Below are 21572 nucleotides of genomic sequence, written 5' to 3'. Positions count from 1 at the left end.
TGCTCAATCCTTTTGGAATATATTGCTGGAAAGAAACAGGAAATAGGTCCTGAGGTCTATAGTAATCTGTCCATCTGATTGGATGCAAGTGCAACAGCAAGCTCGATTCGTGCCTTCTTGCTATCCTGGTCCTTACCTAACAGAACGCCAGCCTTATACAGATCATAAGCACTGCCCTCGTAATCATATGTCGTGTAAACATTGCCTTCTTCCGATGCAGTCGTCAAGATGATACGAATACCAGCTTGCAGGGCAAGGAGAATCTCCTCTTTCATTTTCGGCGCAACCTGCCCTCGCCCCACTCCCTCCAGCACGATTCCCTGGACGCCTGCTTCACGCGCTGCTTTGATGAATTTTCCGTCCGCCTGCAAATAGCACTTAATGATATCCACATCCGGCAGTTTGCGCTTCAGCTCATATGTATACCGTTTGACTGGTCTTTGGTAAAGATACACTTTATCATTGTCGATAATGCCCAAATAGCCGAATCCGAACGCATTAAAGCCTTGAATATTAGAGGCATGTTCTTTCTTTACATATTTGGCAGGAAAAATACGCTCATTAAAGACAACGACTGTTCCGCAATCAACCAACTGATCATCATTGGCCGCAAGAACTGCATGACGCAGATTAATGAAAACATCCGATCCGAGTTCATGGATTGCTCGCTGTGAACCGGTCACTATGACAGGCCGAGCATCCTGAATGGTCAAATCAAGAAAATAAGCTGTTTCTTCCAAAGAGTCCGTTCCATGCGTAACTACGATTCCGTTGACTTCCGGATCCTCCAATTGCTTCTCAATCATTTCTTTTAACGTTAGCAGATCATCGAATGCAATATGCATACTCGGTTTCTGTAATGCATTCACAACCGTCACTTCGATATGATCTGGTAAGTCAATCTGACTCCGCAGCTGATCACCCGTCATTTCACCGGAAGCGAGCTTCCCGCTTTCTTCATTCGGCACACTGGCAATCGTGCCGCCTGTAGTTACCAATACAACTTTCCCTTTCATATGCAGCTCCCTTTCTTCAGTTACGCGATGCGATCGACCGGGCAATCTGTCCGCCGTGGAAACGTCCATTCTCGATGAATACTTCATTGTTATTATTACCAGCTGCAATTACCCCGGCTATGAATATGCCAGGAACATTGGACTCCATCGTTTCCGGATCATGATCAGGTTTGCCTGTCTCAGGATGGATTAAGATGCCCATGTCTTGCAGCAGCTTCAAATCAGGACGATAGCCCGTCATCGCAAAGACGAAATCAGCATCGACGGCATGCGTCGATCCTTCCATTTCGTAAATGACCTGTGTTTTTGTGATTTCTTTAATATGTGCATTAAACTTATGATCGATGTATCCATTGCGAGCCAATGATTCATATTCCGGCAGGATCCACGGCTTCACACTTTTGGAGTACGTACTGCCACGATAGAGGGCTGTGATATTGGCACCCGCTTTATGAAGTTCAAGCACAGCATCGACAGCTGAATTCTTTCCGCCGATCACCGTTACATTCTTGCCGAAGTATGGATGAGCTTCCTTGAAATAATGAAAAACATGAGGCTGATCTTCACCAGGCACCTGCATTAAATAAGGCTGATCATAGTACCCTGTTGCCACGATGACATAATCGGCTTTGTACTGTTTTTCTTCTTCTCTGATTGTCTTTGTCGTTACCGTGAAGTCGTGTTTACTGCCAGATACCTGCGTGACACGTTCGAATGTATGTATTCGCAAATCCCGGCGCTGCGCCACTGTTCTATAATAGGCAAGCGCTTGATTCCTGACCGGTTTCTTCATTTCGGTAACAAAGGCGATATCACCTATTTCCAGCCGTTCGCTGGAACTGAAAAATGTCTGATGTGTAGGGTATCGATAAATGCTGTTAACGACATTGCCTTTTTCGATTAGAAGCGGTTCGATGCCGACTTTTTGCAGCTCGATTGCTGCAGACATACCGCATGGCCCTGCTCCTATGATTATCACTTGCTCTTTTTGCATTGTACTGCCCCTTTCTGACCCTTTTCCAAAAGAAAAGAGAAAACTCTTATCCCCTTACGTTCAGGATAAGAGCATCTTTACGATTGATAGAATTAGATCCAGCCTCTGAATCTGGAAGCTTCCGCCATCTTCCGTACCCCCACCATGTAAGCTGCCAGTCGCATATCGACGCGCCTTGTCTGTGCAGTCTGGTAGACATTTTGGAATCCTTTCAGCATGACTTTCTCCAATTTTTCTTCCACTTCCTGCTCTGTCCAATAGTAACCTTGGTTGTTTTGCACCCATTCAAAATAGGAAACAGTCACGCCTCCAGCAGATGCAAGCACATCTGGAACTAACAGGATACCACGTTCCGTCAAAATTTCGGTTGCTTCGAAAGTGGTCGGCCCATTCGCAGCTTCAATGACGATTTGGGCTTTGATGTTGTGTGCATTATCCTTGGTGATCTGGTTTTCCACTGCTGCTGGCACCAGTATATCGCAATCAAGCTCCAATAATTCCTTATTGGAAATGGTGGACTTGAATAAGTTGGTCACCGTTCCAAAACTATCACGCCGATCAAGCAAATAATCGATATCCAAGCCATCCGGATCATGCAGCGCGCCATAAGCATCCGAGATACCGATTACTTTGGCCCCGGCTTCGTGCATGAACTTAGCCAGATAACTGCCGGCATTTCCGAAACCCTGGATGACGACCCGGGCTCCTTCGATGCTGATGCCCCTTTGCTTGGCAGCTTCCCTTAAGCAGATTGTGACGCCCTTGGCAGTTGCTGTTTCCCTGCCCTCTGAACCGCCAAGTACAATCGGCTTTCCAGTGATGAAACCTGGATTATTGAATTCATCCATCCGGCTGTATTCATCCATCATCCATGCCATGATTTGAGAATTGGTCATCACATCAGGTGCTGGTATATCTTTCGTCGGGCCCACAATCTGACTGATGGCCCGTACATATCCACGGCTCACCCCTTCAAGCTCCCGGAAACTCATTTCGCGGGGGTCGCATATGATGCCGCCCTTACCGCCGCCATAAGGCAAGTCGACGATTCCTGCTTTCAGACTCATCCAAATAGATAATGCCTTCACTTCATCCTCGCTTACTTCCGGGTGGAAACGCACACCGCCCTTGGTAGGACCGACTGCATCATTGTGCTGGGCCCGGTACCCGGTGAAAATTTTCGTACTGCCATCATCCATCCGCACTGGTATACGGACTGTCATCAATCGGACTGGCTCCCGCAGTAATTCATACACTTCCTCCGGATAGCCAAGTTTCTGTAAAGCAGATTGAACGACCCTTTGTGTCGATTCTAATAAGTCCCTATGCTTGTTGTTGGTAGATTCCGCAGCTTTGTCGGCCACTGTTCTGTACCTCCTATATATTTCCCCATCTTGTATAGCGATATAATCACTTCTAATCTCCACATCCATTCTAACAAAAAAGCGGACGTATGGATAATGAGAACTGATTATTCGATCGAATTTAAAAAGATACCGGCAGAGGCGCCGGTACCTTCATCGATTTATGCAAAATACGTGCATATCTGCCGTATTGCATCTTTCTCAAAAATTATCTTGCCGTATTCGTTCAGCCGGACCGAAGTGACGATACTCGGGTTGGCGAATTCCGACATGACCGCAATCAAGTTTTCCCTTGCGGACGGATGAAGCAATGTACGGATCTCCATGTAATATAGATCATTCATAAAATACACAGCAGCGTCTTCGATGCCGATTAGATCCAGCTGACGCGAAACGCTGATGATATCCTCAAAATCAGTGAATGAGAAGATTAGCTCCCTGCTTTCGTCCAGTGTCACTTTCATCTCGATATAATCCTCTTCTTCTTCGAAGTCTTCCGTCTGCGGATACTGTGTAACGATGATTTGCATCCCTTGCGCTTGCAGAATATGCACCTGAACAAGAAGTGTACCTTCCAATTCAAAGCCCAATTCATCGCTTGCTTCAAACATCATATCGTGAAAAAGCTGATGAACGCCTGGAAGATCATGCCACAGATCTTCTTTAGTCAAGCCTCTCTCGATTAAATCGTCGAAGGTAAGAAAGATCTTGAATTGATTTAATGATACGCGCTCTAACTTCATCACTTTTCCCCCTTGGATGCCATTCTAGATATAGATAGCATATGATTCGCTTTATGTTTTGTACGCGGCACAACCCCAGATGGGTGCGTCCATTTTGATGATACGCTCTGGCTTTCGAACAGAAAGGATTTGTACGTATAATTAGTATATTAATCTTTGTGTTAAAAATACCCTTGTTGTCCAAACTGGAAACGGTCTAGAACAAGGTCGGGATCGACTGCGGTACATCCGTGTACAGCAGGATGAAACCAATCACCGCCAATACGATGACCGTCAGGAGGATGAACCTGGCAAGACTTCCGTTCCAATGCAGGCGAAAGCCTGTCCGCTGCCCGTCATGAACCGCACGGCGCGGAGGTAAATTAAGAATGTCGATGCGCTGGACTTCAGTATCCGATTCCCCTTGTTCAGGTTGTGATTCCTTTTCCTCCGGAGACTGCGTCACAGACGCTACCAGTTCCTCTAGATTCTGGTCCTTCTCTTCTGTCTTTGCCATGAAGTGTCCATCCTTCCATTTCCATTTTCACTGATACAGGAGGTGACGCAGTTGTTCACGCCAGCCAATACGTTCTGGCTGTGGTTTCGTGAAGCTCACCTGCCATCCAGCAAGTGTATCGCCGCAATTGTCACAACAGCGCCCCTTAGCTTGGCGCACTGTTTGTTGGAATTCTGCAAAAAGTGACTGTCGTCTGCATGTATCCGTATAGACCCAGTCTTTCATCCGTTGCAGCTGCTTCAGCTTATGCTTTTTCCTGTCTCCAACAAACTTCTCTATTTGATCCAGGAAATCCTTCCAAGCTTTCTTTCCGTATAGCAGATGATTTCCCTTTACTATATCATGTTTCTCCATTTGATAAAGTAAAAATCGCCATTGTGTCTCACTGATGGGGATATGCTGGACGACCAATTCATACGCAGGCAATTCGATTTGATGTGCTTTTACCCGTTGATACAGAAAACGCATCATTTGCTGGATCGAAGATTTGTCCGGCAGGTCTTGTTCGATCAAATGAACCGGAATTTGCCAATCCCCCGGACTGTAAAGTACTACACTGACACTTTCTTTCCCATCCCTTCCAGCCCTGCCGACCTCCTGGATGAAGGATTCTTTGTCACTTGGCAAATGGTAGTGGATGACCAGGCGTACATCCTCTTTATCCACGCCCATGCCAAATGCGCTTGTGCAGCAAATGATCTGCAGCTGACCAGACAGGAACTGCTGCTGGATCAGGATCCTATCCTCGTTTTCCATGCCCCCATGATAATATGCACAAGGCATCTCCGGCATTTTTGTCCGGATGATGGCTGCCGTGCTTTCTGCCATATTGCGGCTGGAAAAATAGATGATGGTCGGTGCCTGTATTTTATGGAGCAGCGCAAGCATCGTATCATTTTTTTCCTGCTGATCCTGCACTTCCTGTACGAAGTAAGAAATGTTTTCCCTATCCATTGGATAGATATGCTCATCCATATCCAAATCACCGAGCAAATGCTGGATATCCGTCTGGACTTCAGGAGTGGCTGTACCGGTCAATGCAAGTACCGGCGGACTTCCAAGCTTCCGAATCACTTCGGCCAGACGCAGATAATCCGTCCGGAATTCCTGTCCCCATTGGGAAATACAATGTGCTTCATCGACGACAAACAATTGGATGTGCAGCTGCTGCAAATGTCTGATCAGATATTCATTTTGCAGCATTTCCGGAGAGACATACAGTAGATCATAGTTATGCAGATTCCGCATGATCTGCTGCTTATCTTCAAAATCAAGAAAACTATTAAGCGCAGCAACCCGTTTGAATCCCTTAGCACGCAATTGTTTTACCTGATCTTCCATCAGCGACAGCAATGGGGAAACCACGATGACTTGTCCGCTTCGCATGAAGGCGGGCAGCTGGTAACAGACAGACTTCCCAGTTCCAGTCGGTAAGACACCTAATGTATGATGGTTCTGCATGACACTCTCCAGGATTTCCTCCTGACCTGTCCGGAAAGTCTCATATCCATAATACGTCTGCAATGCTTGCTGCAGCTCTGTCTTCATGCTTCCACCTCCTGTCCACTACGTAATGCCAATGCCAATCTGATTTGAAAATAATTATATTTCCCATCCAATAAAGCGTGTATTTGTTTAAGTTTTTTCGTACCGGCCCTGGCCGCACATTCCAGAATGATGCTGGCATCGTTATCGGAAAGGAATCTCCTGGACAGTTCCTCTCCATCCAGCCAGGCCATTTCCACAATATGATCCTTGATTGTATTTTCCGTCAACCCTCTGACTGCCGCAATCTGATCCAGCGTCAAGCCCCGCTCGAGCATTGTCCGGGTCTTCCGAGCAGTGGAGGTGATCGTACGAGTCTTGTGTTCAGGTTTATTCGTTAGTGCAGCAAGATACGGAAAAACCGCAGCTTTAGTTTCACCATGAAGCAGAAGATGATGAACTGTCGATGTCTGATACAGTAGCACATCGGTTTCATGGATATTGTATTTTCCTGCAAGCTGTCCAGGTGTCAAGCCAATACGCTGATATCCGGTAAGTCGATCAACGAATAATTCTGCTTGCAGCGGAGGTAATTTTCCAAGCAGTTCGTAAAGCTCCCTATATATGGCATTGCGCCATTCATCCAATCGGTGGTGCTCCTGTCGATACCATAGTTTTATCCAATGCTTAACAGCCGGATTATCGGTTACGGGTATGTACTGCTTCTCCTCCCTTACATGATTGGAGAGCAGCTGAATAAGCAGCAGCAAGCGATATAAGAAAGACTCCGTTTGGGTTTGATAGGTCATACCTCTAAAATATGGGATGTCTTGGTCTTCAGATTGCCCCGCTCCATTCATTACATCAGCAGCAACCTGGTCGAACAGCTGTCTTGATAGCTTTGGATAAATGCCAAACAAATGGGTAAGACCGTACATATGGGCATCTTGCAGCGTTTGAGCGGAGCGTTTGCCTTGCAGCAGATGATAGATGGAAGCCGCACTCCGTTCCTTGCGGATGGGCTGGGCGGCATGCATGATGATGGACGCCAGTAGCATGCTAATCAAACCTTTCTGTTAGCTTGTATTCCGTTTCGGTACGCGATACACTTAGTATAAAGCAAGAAGCAGCTTTGTTGAAAGCGGAAGGGGGAAAAGCGCAGATGGCAATGTATACATATGTCGATCAGGATACTTGTATTGCCTGCGGTACATGCGGAGCTGTCGCGCCTGATGTATACGATTATGATGATGAAGGGTTGGCATTTGTCCTGCTCGACCGCAACACCGGTACTTTTTCTGTACCCGAGGAATTGCAGGAGGATGTAATGGAAGCCCATGAAGGCTGTCCGACCGAGTCGATCAAGTTAAGTGATCTTGTAATCGGAAAAGAAGCATTATCCCATATATGAAGAACCACTTCCCTCATCAAGAGGAAGTGGTTCTTTTCATTGAGGCAGGTATCCATTTGGCAAATAGCCTGCGAAGGACTGGGTACAGGATGAAAAAGAAGATTCCATTACCGATTGCATGCATCGTATCGAAGCTTAGGCCTGCTATATAATAGGCTAAGAAATGTTCCATGATGAACACATTCGGCAGGGAAATCAATAATCCGTACACATAACCTGTAAGAATGCTGGCAATGGTCATCGGCATCAGCGGCGGATTTCTCCAAAACCTGCCTATGAGGCCGAATGATAGCCCGATCAATCCCCAAGCAAGCATCTGCCACACTGTCCATATCCCCATCCCTAATATCATATTCGACAGCAGCGTTGACAGCACAGCAATGATGATACCAGCAATCGGCCCCAAAAGCAGCGAACAAATGATGATGACACTCGTCATCGGCTGCATATTCGGCAGGAAGGGAAACAGCACATTGGCATATATCCTTCCTACCGCTGCAAGTGCTGTGAGCATTGCCAACAGCGTCAGTTTACGAGTTGAGAACATTAAGAAGCTTGTAAATTGAAAGCAATCTCATCGCCTTCTGACAGCTTCAGGTCAGCAGCCCCGACCTGTGCCATCTCCCCATTGACTGTATACAGCCAGTATTTGTTCTCGCCTTTATCTTGACTGTGGCCGTCAATGGATGTAATCATCCCTCCATCATCTTCCACGTCAAAGTTCTCCTTCATCACATCCATCAAGCTGTCGCCTTCCTCAAAGCTGACTTCTTTTGAGGAAATCTCCTTGCCGTCCTCAGTCAGCGTAACAGTAACCTGCTGTTCGGTCTTTTGCTCCGCCTGCTGATTTTGCTGCTTTGGCTCTTCTGTCGTCCCGCAGCCCGCCAGTATACCTGCTGCCAACAGTAGTGCCGAGAGCATATGTAGTGCTTTCTTCATAAAAAAATCCTCCCTTTTTGTAAAGGAAAGAGCATCAGAAGCTGCCGCTCCACCCGCTCAGTCCTCGAAGCGGTGAAACAAAAAACATACAGGGCAGGTCTGCTGACTGATACCTTCACCTACTAAGAACCCTTCCCATCATAAAAGACAGTGGTTTTGTCCTGTTCGTCGGTAATCACAGCTGCGAGGACAGTCACGGAGTCACACCGTATTCCCTATCAAGTCTGTTCGACACCTTGCATGCTTTGAATCCAGCTTATTTTATCATATTATTTCAGGATTGTATCCTGCGGAATACGAATGGTGAATGTTGTTCCCTCATGAAGTTTACTCGTCACCTTGATCGTACCATCATGGGCCTGCACGATATTTTTAGCGATGGCCAGACCTAAACCATTACCGGTTCTTGCGGTCTTTCTCGTCCTTGATTTGTCTGCCTTGTAAAATCGTTCGAAAACAAAAGGCAAATCTTCTTCCGGTATACCTCTTCCGGTATCCTTGACGATCATGACAAGCCGTTCTTTCTCATCAGATACAAGTACTTGTACTGCACCTCCATCGTCCGTATGCCGAATGGCATTATCAATCAAATTGGTCAAGACTTGTTCCATTGCATCAGGAGCAAAGTGATACGTGCTTCTTTCAACCGCGTTGACCAACCCCAGCTTGATTTCCCGTTCATCAGCCAATCCTTGGAACTTGCGCACGATGCGTTCCAGGAACGGATTGATTTCCACTTCTTCCATTACCAGATTGGTATCGCCTGCTTCCATCCGTGCAAGGTCGAGCAGCTGGTTGACAAGCCTTCCGATCCGCAATGATTCATCATGGATGATTTGAGCAAGTTCATTTTTTGCTTCGACTGTATCGGCTATATCATCAATGATCGCCTCACTATAACCTTGCAGCAAGGAGATAGGAGTGCGTAATTCATGGGTGATGTTGGTGATGAAATCTTCCCGCAGTTTATTGAGCCTGCGTTCTTGCGTCATATCCCGTACGACTGCCACTGCACCCCGAATCGCTGCATCCTCGTACAAAGGCGTTGCGATGATCACCCATTCCCTGCCTTGGATCGTCACTTCCCGTGTTACGTCAGAAGCGGTCGCTACAACATTTTCCATGATTTCCAGCCAGACACCCGGGACTTCGTGGAAGGTTTCCCCATTCTCGAACTGCCAATCATGAATGAATGCTTCAGCTGGCGGATTCGACACTGTCAGTTCCCCTTGCCGGTTGATCATGACGACACCATCCACCATCGCATTGACGACGCGTGATAGATGTTCTTTTTCCTGGCTGAGGGCATTTATATTGAATTCCAGCTGTTTTCCCATCTTGTTGAAAGCCGTTGCCAGCATCCCTATTTCATCATGCGTGACTACAGGCACCTCGGTCCCGAATTGACCCCTGGCGACATTCAGTGCCGCATCCTGCATTTTGATCAACGGTTTGGTGATTCTGGATGACAGGAAAAAGGCAAATACAGTAGTAAGGACAAAGGCAATACCTGCTCCAAGCAGGATGATTTGTGTCGTTTGGTTACCGGTTTCCTTCACGACAGAGAGAGACTGATAGACATAAACAGCGCCTGATCCGTCCTGGAGCGGAGTCCCGACAACAATGACACTTCTGTCGGTATCAGGCAGGATAAGCTGCTTCGAAACATCCTCACCTTCTGTAGCGGCCTTTTTCAATTCTGTATCCTGTAACAGCCACTCTCTGTCCACATCCGGCAAAGGCTCCGACTCTTGGTCTGGGTCGGATAACCATACTTGGTCATCTTGGAGGATGGCGATGCGAGAATTCTTATCCTGTACACGCTCAGCTGTATCATAAACCGTATCCCTGTTGTTTATTTCTTCCATCAAGATAGAAACCTTTGTCGCTGTCTGCAGCAGACTTTCTTCCGCCTCTTCAATATGAAAGTTGCCGAAGAACTCCAGCAGGAGGAAAGTAAGCAGACCAAGCACGACTGACACCAGTGCCAAGATGGTCAGCCATAGCTTGTTGACAACACTTCCCCAAAGCATCAGTTCTTATCCGCTTCGAATTTGTAACCGACACCCCATACGGTCACAATCATGCTGGCTGCCTCTTCCGAAACCTTGCTCAGTTTTTCACGTAGTCTTTTGACATGCGTGTCCACTGTGCGCAGATCCCCGAAGAATTCATATTTCCAAACTTGCTTCAACAGCTCTTCCCGTCCGTATACTTTATCCGGTGTCGAAGCAAGGAAGTGGAGCAGTTCATATTCTTTCGGTGTCAATGTCACTTCCTGGTTATCAGCTGTCACCCGGTGGGCATCTTTATCGATGGTCAGATGGGAAAATACAAGCAGATCCTTCGCTTTTGCATCGGTATGCAAGTATTTTGTCGTCGAAGAGCGTCTCAGCAAGGCTTTTACTCGAAGAACAACTTCACGTGGACTGAATGGCTTCACGATATAATCATCTGCGCCGACTTCGAAACCTTCCACCCGGTCGGCTTCTTCCCCTTTGGCAGTGAGCATGATGATCGGCGTACCTTTTTCCTTACGTATTTCCTGGCAAACCTCGATTCCATCCTTTCCAGGCATCATGACATCCAGCAGGATGATATCGTAATCTGTCTCGAGCGCCATTTGAAGTCCTTGCTCTCCGTCAGCTGCTTCATCAAGCGTATAGCCTTCCTTTTCCAAATACATACGTACGAGTCTGCGGATTCTTTCTTCATCGTCCACTACAAGAATATGTGCATCTGTTTCCATGATCCTTCCCCTTTTCTCTTTTTATGTTAAGCATACGCGTGTAATCCTACGATAAGCAAGTTTACTGCCAGTAAATTGAACATGATCACACAAAAGCCGATCACCGCAAGCCAAGCAGAACGAATACCTTGCCAGCCTTTTTGCATGCGGATATGCAGATAAGCAGCATAGAAAAGCCAAGTGACCAGCGCCCATACTTCTTTGGGATCCCAGCCCCAGAAACGGTCCCAGGCCTGCTGGGCCCAAATCATCGCGAAAATGAGCGCGCCAAGCGTGAAGATGGGGAACCCGACTGCCACAGATCGATAGCCGATGTCATCCAGCACATCCTTCGGCAATTTTCGCACCAATGGCTGCAATGCTGCTCCAACCCTTTTCCTGGTAATGATTCGGATAACCGTGTAAAGCAAACAGCCTGCGACCAAAGATAATACGATTGTATTAAGCTTTTGCGCAGCATTCTCGCCGCGGAGCCATTCCGGTACCATAATCCGGATCGGAAGCGACGAAGATACCGTGTCACTTGGAACAAAGACAGGCGGAAGCTGGTAGATGATGCTTGCCTCTGCTCCTGTCACATTAGCAGTATAACCGAACATCCGGAACGAAAATGCAAGCAGTACATAGCCTGCCACAGAAAGAATAAGAATGAGAAAACCTTCGATCACCCATGCTCTTTTATGCTGTTTCTCCTGGTTCGTTTCATGCAGGATATATAAAAAACCCGCAAAAAAGCTGACGGAAAGTACCGCTTCCCCAAGTGCTGCGGTCGTTACATGGATGTACAGCCAATGACTTTGCAAGGAAGGCACAAGCGGCGCCACTTCACGAGGAAACATAGCGGCACAGCCAATGATCAGGATGCTGATCATCAAAGCCATCACCGCGAACAACGGAAAGCGATAGAAGCGATACATGATCAACAATACTAAAATGAGCATCATACCAAAGAAAGTCATGAATTCGAATAGATTGCTGACGGGTGCATGACCGCTGTATATCCATCGGAGGGTGAAAAAGCCAAGCTGCGCAAGCCATCCGGCAGCAGTGATCCCCCAAGCGAACCGTTCAAGGTAGCGCTGCTGTTTTTTGACTGCAGACCATGTAAACAAGATGACACCAAACAAATAACTGATGAAAGCAGCTTCAAGCAGATGACCGCTTATGATAGATAGATTTTCCATCAGCTGCTCCCCCCTTTTTTATAGCCATCCAATAATCGCTCCAATTCTCTTTCAAAGGAGGAGGCATGTTTATTCGTATGCCCGGCAATCAGATATGACCCATCGGCCTGCCTTTGGAGCCAAATTCGGCGATGCTGCCAATAAAGCCCTTGCACGAGGCCGATCATGAAGATGACACCTCCGAGCAAAAATATCGGTAATGTCAAATCCCGTTTCACCGATAACCCGCTTACATGATGGGTATCGTAATCGACTGCACGGATGCTGTATCGGTTCGTTCCTGATTCTGACACTACATCATCAATTGCTACGAACAGTCTTTCCGTGTGATCCTCGCTATCAGATATATCGAAAACAAAAGCTGGATTACGAGGATATTTTGTTGCCGTGATAACCTTGCCTTCTTCCAATCGGTAATCCGGATAATAATCGATCAATTCCGCGTGCAGCCCATTATCAAGCTCATACATCACTTGCGGATTCTCTGTATCGACACGAAAATCCGCTGTGCTGCCATTTTGATTCTCTGTACGGAGAGTCAGGCTGGAGAACTCATGCAGCTGATAACCTGATTGATAGATTGTGTATCCAGCTGCATGTACTGGATGGTTCACGGCAACCTGCATTTGTTTCAGTGGTTTTAAATCCGGTGTATCACCAGCGATATGTTCCCCCGCTTCAAAAACCGTAATATCCGTCGTGAAGTTTTTCGGTATCGTTCTGCCTTCTTGTTCGATAGCAGCTTTGAATTTTGGATCATCCGTGTCATATGTATCCACTTTGAACTGTTCATTCTTGATGAACAGCGATTGGTTGGTGTCTGGTACGACTACAGTCTCTCCGTCTCTTATCCAGATGAATTCATCTTGATAGAAAAAAGGGAACAGGCGTAAAAAAGCACCAAGCAAAACGAGGAGCAAGCCGATATGGTTTACATAAGGGCCCCATCTGGCGAATCTGTTCTTCTCTGCCAAATAGTCATCCCCGTCCTGCCGAATGCGATAGCGCCTAGCTCGTAAATCCTTCATCAATCCTTCCCGATCATGGATTACGCTATGTCGGACATACAGCTGACGCTTCAAAAAATGCTCCCTCCGTTTTACAGGCTGCATTCTCAAAGCGCGGTACAAAGGGAAAAATCGATCGATACTGGCAATCAGGATACTTGCTCCCAGCAACCCAAGCAGTGTCATATACCACCATGAGCTATACAGCTGATCAAGACCTAAGTAATGATATAATCTGCCGAACGCACCATATTCGTCTTCATAAAATTCCCCAGGCAGCCTTCCGATAGGTATGTAAGCCCGCTGCGGCAGGATGGTTCCGGCGGCTGTCGCCAGTAATGTCAGGAGCAGAATATACATCCCGTTACGTACAGAGGAGAAAAAACGCCATACCTTATCGATCAACGTCCGATTATACCGCTGCGAGCGCCGGACAGTCCCTTCATAGCGCATATCCAATTTTTCGGTCATATGGTACCCACAGCTTGGACATGGACCGCCATCCAAATTGTTTCCATCCTTACAAAAAGGACATTGCTGCATATATATCGCCTCTTCCCTCAAGGCACTATCTCATCCAGATAATCCTCCAGACGATCAGTCTGCAATGGACCATATACTGTCCTGCTGACAGTTCCGTCGGCACGAATGAAAAAGGTAGCCGGCAGTGCATCTACTCCATATGCTTCCATCACCTGTCCGTTATCCTGCATGATCGGAAAAGAAAGATTGTGTTGCTCACGAAAGCGATCGATTACGAGCTTACTTTCATCCTCGCTGATGGCGGCAAAGATGACATTATCATTTTCATATGTATTGGATGCTTCCTCGAATAAAGGCATTTCCTGCTTGCAAGGTTCGCAATAGGTTGCCCAAAAGTTGACAAGGACTCCTTTGCCTTTCATCTCGGATAGTTTGAACTCCTCGCCGGTCTGGATATCCTTGAGCATGAAATCCGGAGCTTTCTCCCCGGTTTCCACCTTCTCGGACTTTCCCTCAACCAGCAGTTGCCAGCCTGCTGTCAAAACTAGGCCCGCCAAGGCAGCAAGCACGGTCAGTCGTATGTAGAAACGCTTTTTGCGAGTGGATGTCAAATATACTCACCTCTTAGCCAAGTATAGCATGTCGACCACCTGCCAATTTTGACAAATTATTTACGTTTTTCTTTGTATTCCTTTTTGAAACGATGAACTTCTTCCGGTGTAAGTTTGCGATAGGCCCCCGGCTGCAATCCTTCGAGTGTCAGGAATCCGTACCGTTCCCGCTTGAGTTTTTGGACTGGGAATTGAATTTTTTCCATCATCTTTCTCACCTGACGGTTGCGCCCTTCGTGCAGGATGATCTGGATGAGACTTGTGTTTTTCTTCCTATCTGCGCTCATCAATTTCGTATAGACAGCTTTGCACTTATGCCCATCGATCATGACGCCCCGTTTCAGTTGTTTCAATTCTTCCTGATTCGGTATGCCTTTGACCTTGGCTACATAGACTTTATCGATTTTCTGGCTCGGGTGCATGAGCATATTGGCAAATTCCCCATCGTTGGTCAAAAGCAGCAAGCCAGAAGTATCGTAATCAAGTCGGCCGATCGGATAGACCCTTTCCATCACTTCCGGCATCAAATCCAGCACGACTTTCCGGTCTTTCTCATCCTGCACGCTGGAAATGACGCCGCGCGGCTTGTACAGCATATAATAGACCGACTTTTCTTTCTCAAGCGGTATACCATTCACTTCGACGGTGTCCCTATCGGTTACTTTTACGCCAAGTTCCTTTACGACTTTGCCATTTACTTTGACTTTGCCTTCCAAAATCATCGTCTCTGCTTTCCTTCTTGATGTAATACCGCTATGTGCGATGACTTTCTGCAAACGTTCTGCTTGTTTATCCATGTACTGATCCTCACTTTTATCATCAGGAACAAAGAAAGAGCGTTAACGATTGTCAACGCTTCTCATGCTCCGAATATAATCGTTACTACAATGATTGAAGCCATTATACCAATAACATCTGCCAACAGTCCAACTTTTAATGCATCTCCCATTTTCCGGATACCAACAGCACCAAAATACACAGTCAGCACATAGAAGGTCGTATCCGTACTCCCTTGAAGGACAGATGCGAGCCGGCCGATGAAAGAGTCGGGACCATGGGTCGCTATCAGCTCCGTGGTCATGCCCAGGGCAGCTGTCCCACTGATCGGTCGGACAAGTGCCAGCGGAACGATATCAGCAGGCATCCCGATAAAACTTAAAATAGGTGTAATCAGACCAATAAGCGCATCCAATGCACCGGATGCCCGGAGAATGGAAATGGAGACGAGCATGCCAAGCAAAAAAGGCAGAATGGAGATTGCCAGACTGATGCCTTCCTTCCCACCATCCACAAACAGCTCATATGTCGGCAGCCGTTTGGCTGTCGCGATAGCCAATACTACGAGGATCAGACAAGGGATGATCCAAATACTGGCTGTTGTGAGAAGGCTCATATATGCCGCTCCTTCCGCCTCCGGATTTCATGGAAAATCCGATCGATTAGGATCGCCCCGATGAAAGAAATGATGGAAGCCAGCAAGGTAGCGCTGACAATTTCGGTTGGTGACTGGGAATCATATTTCATCCGGACAGCCAGCACTGTCGTCGGAATGAGCGTCAAACTGGAAGTGTTGACGGCCAGGAAGGTGATCATCGAACGGCTCGCCTTCGGACTGTTGCTTAATTTTTTCATCTCTTCCATCGCTTTGATTCCCATTGGTGTCGCGGCATTGCCGAGCCCGAAAAAGTTGGCGGTCAAATTGGATAAAATATACCCCATGGCAGGGTGATCTTTCGGGATTTCCGGAAACAATCTGGCGATGAATGGTTTTGCCACCTTGACAAGGCCATTCAAAAGCCCTGCTGCTTCTGCTATTTTCGTGATACCAAGCCAAAACACCATCACGCTGATTAAACTGATCGCAAGTACCACCGCATCATCCGCACTTTGGAAGATTGCTTTATTCACTTCGTCCATCGTACCGTTTATCATGGCATAAATGATGCCCCCGATTGCCATCACTGCCCAAATGTAATTCACCATAACCGGACACCTGCCAGTTCATCAAAGACTTGCTTGGTCATGCCTGCCAGTGTTGGTTTTTGCGGAACTGAGTAAATCGGGACAGTGCCGATTTTTTTATCATTCAGATAATAAACATCCGCACCAATCTGCTGTTTGTCTTCTTGTTTGTCCGTATTCAGAAGATACGTCTTCGTTTGGGCCTGCTGCTTTTCCTGTTCGGATACAGGATAGATGATCGAAGTGCCCGTTTCGGACTGTTTCAGCCTGGTGAGCTTATATTCCTCAAAGCCCCAATCAAAAAGATTCATATGATCCCGCCAGTCATCCGGATCGTTGATCGTGACGACGACTAGTTCCATACCGTCCTTTTCTGCCGTACTCACAAGTGTCCTGCCAGCTTTCTTCGTATAACCTGTTTTCCCGCCTGTCGAATATTCATAGTAACGGGTCAGCATCTTATTCTTGTTGCCCCAGGCATACTTCTTGGTGTCCGCTTTGTATTGTTTCGCAGCACTGATTTTTCGGAACGTATCATTTTGCATGGCATATTTCGTCAGTAATGCCATGTCATATGCTGAACTGTGATGTGTTTCCGTATCCAGCCCGTGCGGATTATCAAAATGGGAATCTTGCATCCCTAGCCAAGCAGCCTTCTCATTCATCAGATGGGTAAAACCCTCTTCGCTGCCGCCAACATGCTCCGCAATGGCTACTGCTGCGTCATTGCCGGATCGAAGCATCAGACCATATACCAAGTCTTTCAGCGGAATCTTTTCACCTTCCTCCAAATAAATGGAAGAACCCTCGGTATACACAGCGTTTTTGCTGACAGTGACTTCCTCATCCATCTTTCCGGATTCGATGGCGATGATAGCCGTCATGATTTTTGTGATACTGGCAATCCGTTTTGGATCAGTTGCATTCTTTTCATATAGAATCCTGCCTGTAGAGAGCTCCATCAAGATAGCAGCATCCGCTGACACTTCAGGTTTGGCAGCTGCTTGTCCCGGCAGGAGCATAACACAAAGGATAATGGCAGTCATTACAATCAGCATGCGCTTTAACATGTTTCGAACCTCCCTTGGTCATCTATCTTCAGTGTATGCAGCAGAGACAAGCTTATGAACAAGTGAAAAGAGACGGTGACAAAACCTGACCGGCAGAATGCCCCGTTTTCCTGCGGGCGACTGGTGAGACTGCTTTTGCTGCACAATACGGGGTTTCTCCTAGGCATTTATCCTGCAGAAGTCTCGTATTCTGCTTGCGCTGGTCTAATGTATTTTTCAAATCTCAAATAAATACACCCAAATAAACAAACCGAACTTTAGGGCAAAATCCAATTGGATTTTGCCCTAAAGTTCGGTTTTACAATAAGCTGAAATTACATTTGTCCTATACCCTTTATCTCAAAACGGAGCCCATTTCACTTGTTTGGCAGTCTGGAATCTTTGTGCCACATTCGCCCAGTTGACAACGTTCCACCAGTTTTCGATATACTGCTTTTTTTCAGTTTTATATTGGAGATAATAGGCATGCTCCCACATATCCAAGACAAGTAAAGGAATCGTATCAAGCAAACTGAAGAATTGGTGCTTCTCCAATGTCTGGATAGCCAAGTGATGTGATCTCGGTTCCCAAACGAGGACAACCCAGCCAACGCCTTCTACACTGTCCGCAGCAGCGGAGAACATCTTCTTGAATCTGCTGAAGGAGCCAAAATCTTTTCGGATTTGCTGAGCCAGCTGACCAGTTGGCTCTCCTCCTCCATTAGGCGACATATTATACCAAAAGATGGTGTGCAGAAAATGCCCTGAACCATGGAAAGATTGTTCTCTTAAATAATGCTTATAATCTGAGCTGGTTTTATCCTCCCGATTCAGATAAAGCATTTCTTCGGCTTTGTTCAGTCCATCAACATAGGATTGATGATGCTTCGTGTAATGAAGTTCCATGATCTCCCTGCTGATATACGGCTCCAATGCATCAAAACGGTATGGAAGCGGCGGCAGCCGGTGCTGCCCCCAGCGAATGCTATTCTGACGGGCTGCCTGCTCTGCCCTGGCTGCAATTCTTTCCGCAGCCTGCCTGTGCTCAAGTATTGCCTCCGGTGAAATGGTTTCCGACGATAACGTAATCTGCAAGTTGTGCTGCAGCTCACTGAGATCGGCTGCCCATTCCCCTCTATTTGACGCGCCCGCATATGCTTCCATGGCATTGCTCCATTCCAGCAAAGCCTCCAAATAATTTCTATTGTTCAAGATCGCTCACCTCGCCCTAGCATATGTACCCAGGCAGCGAGGTGAATCTTGTCAATCGATTTCAGCAGGGAAATCTTCAAAGAACAATTCGGCTGCATTTTCCGGATCGTCGACACCTTCTGGCAACGGAGGCAGATCATCCAATGAATGCAGACCGAAATAAGCAAGGAATGCAAGTGTCGTCACATAAAGGATCGGTCTGCCGATACCTTCTTTCCGGCCGCTTTCTTCGATGAAACCTCTGGCTACGAGCGTTTGAATCGGTCTCTCACTTTTAACGCCACGCACTTCCTCGACTTCGATCCTTGTTATCGGCTGTTTATAGGCAATGATCGCCAACGTCTCCAGCGCTGCCTGCGATAGCTTGCTGTTTTGAGGTGATTCGAGAAGTTTACGGTGATAAACTGCATGCTCTTGCTTTGTTGTCAGATGATAGGCACCTTTGAGTTCCATGATGGATAATCCACGGGTCGGAGCATTATAAGCTTCCCTCAGCGCAGCCAGTTCCTTCTCGATTTCCTCTTCCCCTAATTCCAAGGCATGCATGAGCTGTTTTTTCGTTAGTCCTTCATCACCGGCTGCAAACAACAGCCCTTCTAAAATACTGTTATATGGTACTTCCATCATGCATCCCCATTTCAAATACGATTAACTCATCAAAATGTTGTTTTTGTCTGCAGAAAATCTGCTGTTTCTTCATTAATTCCAATATGGCCATAAAGGTGACCACGATATGCTGCTTCGTCCGTTCCGGGAACAGATCGAAGAAATCGACTCCATTTTGTCTGTTCCTGACAGTTTGAAGCACTTCACCCATCCGATCTTCCAAGACGATTTCAGCCCGCTGTATTTTCGTATCAAGCGGCTGGCTCCATTCCCTTCTGCGAAAGACCCGCTGCAAAGCGGCCACCATATCATAAACAGTCACTTCACCCGGCTCCAGCGGTTTTAATTCCGGTTTATCAGGCAGCGGAGCAGGCGGTCTTGTGTAAAGTTTGTCGGCTGCCAGCTCTTTCGCCTTCAGCTCTTCTGCTGCTTCCTTGAATTTACGGTATTCAATCAAGCGATGCATCAGCTCATCCCGAGGATCTTCCTCCTCCATCACTGCTTCTTCATCAAGTGCTGCTTGATTCGGCAAAAGCAGCTGGCTTTTCATGGCAAGCAGTGTTGCCGCCATGACCAGATACTCACTGGCAATGTTGAGTTCCAATTGCTGCATCGTATGTATATAGTGCATATATTGCTCGGTGATCACTGCCACCGGTATATCATAAATATCGATTTCGTATTGGTTGATCAAATGCAGGAGCAGATCGAGCGGTCCTTCGAATCCATCCAGTTTTACACTGTAGCCTTGCACAGAATCTCCTCCTTCCGAAAAAAGTTCACAACCGCCCAACCCTATGCATTCCTCCTGTCATACCTTATACCGTAAGATAAATGTTCGGTAGTTCCAGCATTTATCTGAGTCTTTCATACAAAGGAGGAATTCCACCATGGGTAGCTACGGCGGAGGATTTGCTTTGATCGTTGTGCTTTTCATTCTTCTAATCATCGTAGGTGCTGCTTGGCTATAAGCCGATAGTACAAAGAAAACCAGCCTTCAAAAGGAGGCTGGTTTTTATTTTAAGCTTCTGTTTCGCATTTCTCAAGGAAATTCTTTGTTTCATCTGTCGCCATGACCTGGTGCATCGGCGCGTACATATTGCGCAGCTCACAAACCATTTGTTTGCCGATGCCATTTCCCCGGTGGGATGGGTCGACTGAAATATGCTGCACGATCGCGTCATCCCCATCGATTGCGACACCTATCGCCCCAAGGATATCATCTTCATCTTTCCAAAGAAACAAGTGCCAATTTGGATTGTCATTGTATTCCTGAATCGTTCCCTGCAGTTTTTTTACTTCTTTTACATTGGGCATGAAAGATAAAAGTCCCATTGCGATTTTTTCCATTGACTTCTTGTAACGTATTAGCATAATAACCCCTCATTAAGAAAATAACCTTCTGATCATAGACAGAAGAAAAAGGACACTCGCTCCCATCATGATCCAAAAAAGCACCTTCTCTTGTTTGTCACTATCCTGCAACTGTGTTTCAGCTCCTAGCTTACGTAGTCTTATTTAAAACCTATCTACGTTTTTTGTCAACTTTACTTTCTCTTTTCATCCATATTCTCACTACCCGACTGCAACAAGGGAATTCCTTGCTAGTTTTCCCTATATTTCATGCGCCATACAATGGATGCAAGCAGAATATGGCGAGGATAAGTGTTTATGTGGTATTATCATCAAGGAGTACATACTCTTTTCAATTTTAGGAGGACAAACTAATGGCTAAAAAAGGTTACATCCTAATGCTGGATGGCGATAAAATCGAATTTGAACTTTATCCGGAGGAAGCACCGAACACAGTAGCGAACTTTGAAGAGCTCGCCAACTCCGGTTTTTATGATGGTGTGGTATTCCATCGTGTCATTCCTGGTTTCGTAAGCCAAGGCGGCGACCCTACAGGTACTGGTATGGGCGGCAGCGGCAAAACAATCAAATGTGAAACAGAAGGCAATCCGCATAAACATGAAGCGGGCAGCCTTTCCATGGCACACGCGGGTAAAGATACTGGCTCCAGCCAATTCTTCATCGTGCATGAGCCGCAGCCGCACTTGAACGGCGTCCATACGGTCTTCGGTAAAGTGACTTCCGGTCTGGAAACTGCTCGCAATATGAGAAACGGCGACACAATGGAAACTGTCAAAGTGTTCGACGAAGAATAATAAAAAAACCTGTATGTGAACTGCACCCCAAAAGTTAGAGTAACACTAACTTTTGGGGTGCTTTATTATGGTTAAATATAGTCAAGAATTTAA

At 46.6% G+C, this 21572-nt stretch carries 24 protein-coding genes, 1 pseudogene and 1 riboswitch; of the genes and pseudogenes, 3 read left to right on the top strand and 22 right to left on the bottom strand.

Annotated elements, in window-relative coordinates; all coding sequences use genetic code 11:
• Positions 1-56: 56 nt before the first annotated feature.
• From AB1K91_RS05885 to AB1K91_RS05855, 7 genes are all read right to left on the bottom strand, one after another.
• Positions 57-1016, bottom strand: coding sequence for an asparaginase (locus AB1K91_RS05885; RefSeq protein ID WP_413088856.1), 960 nt, complete (start codon positions 1014-1016; stop codon positions 57-59).
• A 16-nt stretch (positions 1017-1032) separates the two neighbouring features.
• Positions 1033-2010 (bottom strand): YpdA family putative bacillithiol disulfide reductase, encoded by a 978-nt coding sequence (locus AB1K91_RS05880; RefSeq protein WP_413088855.1) that lies wholly within the window; start codon positions 2008-2010, stop codon positions 1033-1035.
• A 92-nt stretch (positions 2011-2102) separates the two neighbouring features.
• A complete protein-coding gene (locus tag AB1K91_RS05875; protein ID WP_413088854.1) occupies positions 2103-3374 on the bottom strand; it encodes a Glu/Leu/Phe/Val family dehydrogenase in 1272 nt (423 codons plus the stop codon).
• A gap of 161 nt (positions 3375-3535) precedes the next feature.
• Positions 3536-4117: a genetic competence negative regulator gene (locus AB1K91_RS05870; protein ID WP_413088853.1), complete on the bottom strand. Its 582-nt coding sequence runs from the start codon at positions 4115-4117 to the stop codon at positions 3536-3538.
• A gap of 196 nt (positions 4118-4313) precedes the next feature.
• Positions 4314-4613 carry a hypothetical protein gene (locus AB1K91_RS05865; RefSeq protein WP_413088852.1) on the bottom strand — a complete coding sequence of 100 codons (300 nt, stop codon included), beginning with the start codon at positions 4611-4613 and terminating at the stop codon, positions 4314-4316.
• 27 nt (positions 4614-4640) lie between these two features.
• The gene (locus AB1K91_RS05860; protein WP_413088851.1) at positions 4641-6161 is read right to left on the bottom strand and encodes a RecQ family ATP-dependent DNA helicase; all 1521 of its coding nucleotides are present in this window, start codon (positions 6159-6161) and stop codon (positions 4641-4643) included.
• Positions 6158-7156 (bottom strand): YpbB family protein, encoded by a 999-nt coding sequence (locus tag AB1K91_RS05855; protein WP_413088850.1) that lies wholly within the window; start codon positions 7154-7156, stop codon positions 6158-6160. The genes AB1K91_RS05860 and AB1K91_RS05855 overlap by 4 nt, the downstream gene beginning before the upstream one ends.
• Positions 7157-7260: 104 nt before the next feature.
• Between AB1K91_RS05855 and AB1K91_RS05850 the strand changes: the two genes are divergently transcribed.
• Positions 7261-7509, top strand: coding sequence for a ferredoxin (locus AB1K91_RS05850; RefSeq protein ID WP_093728324.1), 249 nt, complete (start codon positions 7261-7263; stop codon positions 7507-7509).
• A gap of 16 nt (positions 7510-7525) precedes the next feature.
• Here the strand turns inward: AB1K91_RS05850 and AB1K91_RS05845 are convergent, their stop codons facing one another.
• The 14 genes and pseudogenes from AB1K91_RS05845 to AB1K91_RS05780 all read right to left on the bottom strand — a co-directional run bounded on the left by AB1K91_RS05845 (position 7526) and on the right by AB1K91_RS05780 (position 20065).
• The gene (locus tag AB1K91_RS05845) at positions 7526-8056 is read right to left on the bottom strand and encodes an ECF transporter S component (RefSeq protein WP_413088849.1); all 531 of its coding nucleotides are present in this window, start codon (positions 8054-8056) and stop codon (positions 7526-7528) included.
• Positions 8056-8448 (bottom strand): DUF4430 domain-containing protein, encoded by a 393-nt coding sequence (locus AB1K91_RS05840; protein ID WP_413088848.1) that lies wholly within the window; start codon positions 8446-8448, stop codon positions 8056-8058. The genes AB1K91_RS05845 and AB1K91_RS05840 overlap by 1 nt, the downstream gene beginning before the upstream one ends.
• A 75-nt stretch (positions 8449-8523) precedes the next feature.
• Positions 8524-8702: riboswitch (cobalamin riboswitch) on the bottom strand.
• A gap of 15 nt (positions 8703-8717) precedes the next feature.
• On the bottom strand, positions 8718-10481 hold the full coding sequence (locus AB1K91_RS05835; protein ID WP_413088847.1) for an ATP-binding protein: 1764 nt from the start codon (positions 10479-10481) through the stop codon (positions 8718-8720).
• A complete protein-coding gene (locus tag AB1K91_RS05830) occupies positions 10481-11197 on the bottom strand; it encodes a response regulator transcription factor (RefSeq protein WP_413088846.1) in 717 nt (238 codons plus the stop codon). The genes AB1K91_RS05835 and AB1K91_RS05830 overlap by 1 nt, the downstream gene beginning before the upstream one ends.
• Before the next feature lie 26 nt (positions 11198-11223).
• Positions 11224-12381, bottom strand: coding sequence for a c-type cytochrome biogenesis protein CcsB (gene ccsB / locus AB1K91_RS05825; RefSeq protein WP_413088845.1), 1158 nt, complete (start codon positions 12379-12381; stop codon positions 11224-11226).
• Positions 12381-13931: a cytochrome c biogenesis protein ResB gene (gene resB, locus AB1K91_RS05820; protein ID WP_413088844.1), complete on the bottom strand. Its 1551-nt coding sequence runs from the start codon at positions 13929-13931 to the stop codon at positions 12381-12383. The genes ccsB and resB overlap by 1 nt, the downstream gene beginning before the upstream one ends.
• A 17-nt stretch (positions 13932-13948) precedes the next feature.
• The gene (locus AB1K91_RS05815; RefSeq protein WP_413088843.1) at positions 13949-14482 is read right to left on the bottom strand and encodes a redoxin domain-containing protein; all 534 of its coding nucleotides are present in this window, start codon (positions 14480-14482) and stop codon (positions 13949-13951) included.
• 56 nt (positions 14483-14538) lie between these two features.
• Positions 14539-15279, bottom strand: coding sequence for a pseudouridine synthase (locus tag AB1K91_RS05810; protein ID WP_413088842.1), 741 nt, complete (start codon positions 15277-15279; stop codon positions 14539-14541).
• 62 nt (positions 15280-15341) lie between these two features.
• Positions 15342-15875 carry a spore maturation protein gene (locus AB1K91_RS05805; protein ID WP_413088841.1) on the bottom strand — a complete coding sequence of 178 codons (534 nt, stop codon included), beginning with the start codon at positions 15873-15875 and terminating at the stop codon, positions 15342-15344.
• Entirely contained in the window at positions 15872-16465 is a 594-nt protein-coding gene (locus AB1K91_RS05800) for a nucleoside recognition domain-containing protein (RefSeq protein WP_413088840.1), read from the bottom strand. Before AB1K91_RS05800 ends, AB1K91_RS05805 begins: the two co-directional genes overlap by 4 nt.
• Positions 16459-17514, bottom strand: coding sequence for a D-alanyl-D-alanine carboxypeptidase family protein (locus AB1K91_RS05795; RefSeq protein ID WP_413088839.1), 1056 nt, complete (start codon positions 17512-17514; stop codon positions 16459-16461). The genes AB1K91_RS05800 and AB1K91_RS05795 overlap by 7 nt, the downstream gene beginning before the upstream one ends.
• 339 nt (positions 17515-17853) lie before the next feature.
• Positions 17854-18468: pseudogene (locus tag AB1K91_RS05790) on the bottom strand (superoxide dismutase); the annotation flags it as partial.
• Positions 18469-18756: 288 nt separating this feature from the next.
• Positions 18757-19332 (bottom strand): SMC-Scp complex subunit ScpB, encoded by a 576-nt coding sequence (scpB, locus tag AB1K91_RS05785; protein WP_413088837.1) that lies wholly within the window; start codon positions 19330-19332, stop codon positions 18757-18759.
• Complete coding sequence (locus tag AB1K91_RS05780; protein ID WP_413088836.1) at positions 19313-20065, bottom strand: segregation/condensation protein A; 753 nt, start codon at positions 20063-20065, stop codon at positions 19313-19315. The genes scpB and AB1K91_RS05780 overlap by 20 nt, the downstream gene beginning before the upstream one ends.
• A gap of 136 nt (positions 20066-20201) precedes the next feature.
• Between AB1K91_RS05780 and AB1K91_RS05775 the strand changes: the two genes are divergently transcribed.
• A complete protein-coding gene (locus AB1K91_RS05775; protein WP_038561009.1) occupies positions 20202-20282 on the top strand; it encodes a YjcZ family sporulation protein in 81 nt (26 codons plus the stop codon).
• Between the two features lie 49 nt (positions 20283-20331).
• Here the strand turns inward: AB1K91_RS05775 and AB1K91_RS05770 are convergent, their stop codons facing one another.
• Positions 20332-20685, bottom strand: coding sequence for a GNAT family N-acetyltransferase (locus AB1K91_RS05770; protein ID WP_413088835.1), 354 nt, complete (start codon positions 20683-20685; stop codon positions 20332-20334).
• A gap of 353 nt (positions 20686-21038) precedes the next feature.
• On the opposite strand from AB1K91_RS05770, the gene AB1K91_RS05765 reads away from it, so the two are divergent.
• Entirely contained in the window at positions 21039-21479 is a 441-nt protein-coding gene (locus tag AB1K91_RS05765; protein WP_413088834.1) for a peptidylprolyl isomerase, read from the top strand.
• Positions 21480-21572: the final 93 nt, after the last annotated feature.

This window comes from Terribacillus jepli (genome assembly GCF_047228925.1).
Taxonomy (GTDB): Bacteria; Bacillota; Bacilli; order Bacillales; family Amphibacillaceae; genus Terribacillus.
Note: the sequence above shows the minus strand (reverse complement) of the source record. Positions and strands in the feature narration are given on the sequence as shown.

Coding starts and splice junctions, on each gene's coding strand:
- AB1K91_RS05885 (WP_413088856.1), bottom strand. CDS start 1,016: ATGAAAGGGAAAGTTGTATTGGTAACTACAGGCGGCACGATTGCCAGT.
- AB1K91_RS05880 (WP_413088855.1), bottom strand. CDS start 2,010: ATGCAAAAAGAGCAAGTGATAATCATAGGAGCAGGGCCATGCGGTATG.
- AB1K91_RS05870 (WP_413088853.1), bottom strand. CDS start 4,117: ATGAAGTTAGAGCGCGTATCATTAAATCAATTCAAGATCTTTCTTACC.
- AB1K91_RS05865 (WP_413088852.1), bottom strand. CDS start 4,613: ATGGCAAAGACAGAAGAGAAGGACCAGAATCTAGAGGAACTGGTAGCG.
- AB1K91_RS05860 (WP_413088851.1), bottom strand. CDS start 6,161: ATGAAGACAGAGCTGCAGCAAGCATTGCAGACGTATTATGGATATGAG.
- AB1K91_RS05855 (WP_413088850.1), bottom strand. CDS start 7,156: ATGCTACTGGCGTCCATCATCATGCATGCCGCCCAGCCCATCCGCAAG.
- AB1K91_RS05850 (WP_093728324.1), top strand. CDS start 7,261: ATGGCAATGTATACATATGTCGATCAGGATACTTGTATTGCCTGCGGT.
- AB1K91_RS05845 (WP_413088849.1), bottom strand. CDS start 8,056: ATGTTCTCAACTCGTAAACTGACGCTGTTGGCAATGCTCACAGCACTT.
- AB1K91_RS05840 (WP_413088848.1), bottom strand. CDS start 8,448: ATGAAGAAAGCACTACATATGCTCTCGGCACTACTGTTGGCAGCAGGT.
- AB1K91_RS05835 (WP_413088847.1), bottom strand. CDS start 10,481: ATGCTTTGGGGAAGTGTTGTCAACAAGCTATGGCTGACCATCTTGGCA.
- AB1K91_RS05830 (WP_413088846.1), bottom strand. CDS start 11,197: ATGGAAACAGATGCACATATTCTTGTAGTGGACGATGAAGAAAGAATC.
- ccsB (WP_413088845.1), bottom strand. CDS start 12,381: ATGGAAAATCTATCTATCATAAGCGGTCATCTGCTTGAAGCTGCTTTC.
- resB (WP_413088844.1), bottom strand. CDS start 13,931: ATGCAGCAATGTCCTTTTTGTAAGGATGGAAACAATTTGGATGGCGGT.
- AB1K91_RS05810 (WP_413088842.1), bottom strand. CDS start 15,279: ATGGATAAACAAGCAGAACGTTTGCAGAAAGTCATCGCACATAGCGGT.
- AB1K91_RS05805 (WP_413088841.1), bottom strand. CDS start 15,875: ATGAGCCTTCTCACAACAGCCAGTATTTGGATCATCCCTTGTCTGATC.
- AB1K91_RS05800 (WP_413088840.1), bottom strand. CDS start 16,465: ATGGTGAATTACATTTGGGCAGTGATGGCAATCGGGGGCATCATTTAT.
- AB1K91_RS05795 (WP_413088839.1), bottom strand. CDS start 17,514: ATGTTAAAGCGCATGCTGATTGTAATGACTGCCATTATCCTTTGTGTT.
- scpB (WP_413088837.1), bottom strand. CDS start 19,332: ATGATGGAAGTACCATATAACAGTATTTTAGAAGGGCTGTTGTTTGCA.
- AB1K91_RS05775 (WP_038561009.1), top strand. CDS start 20,202: ATGGGTAGCTACGGCGGAGGATTTGCTTTGATCGTTGTGCTTTTCATT.
- AB1K91_RS05770 (WP_413088835.1), bottom strand. CDS start 20,685: ATGCTAATACGTTACAAGAAGTCAATGGAAAAAATCGCAATGGGACTT.
- AB1K91_RS05765 (WP_413088834.1), top strand. CDS start 21,039: ATGGCTAAAAAAGGTTACATCCTAATGCTGGATGGCGATAAAATCGAA.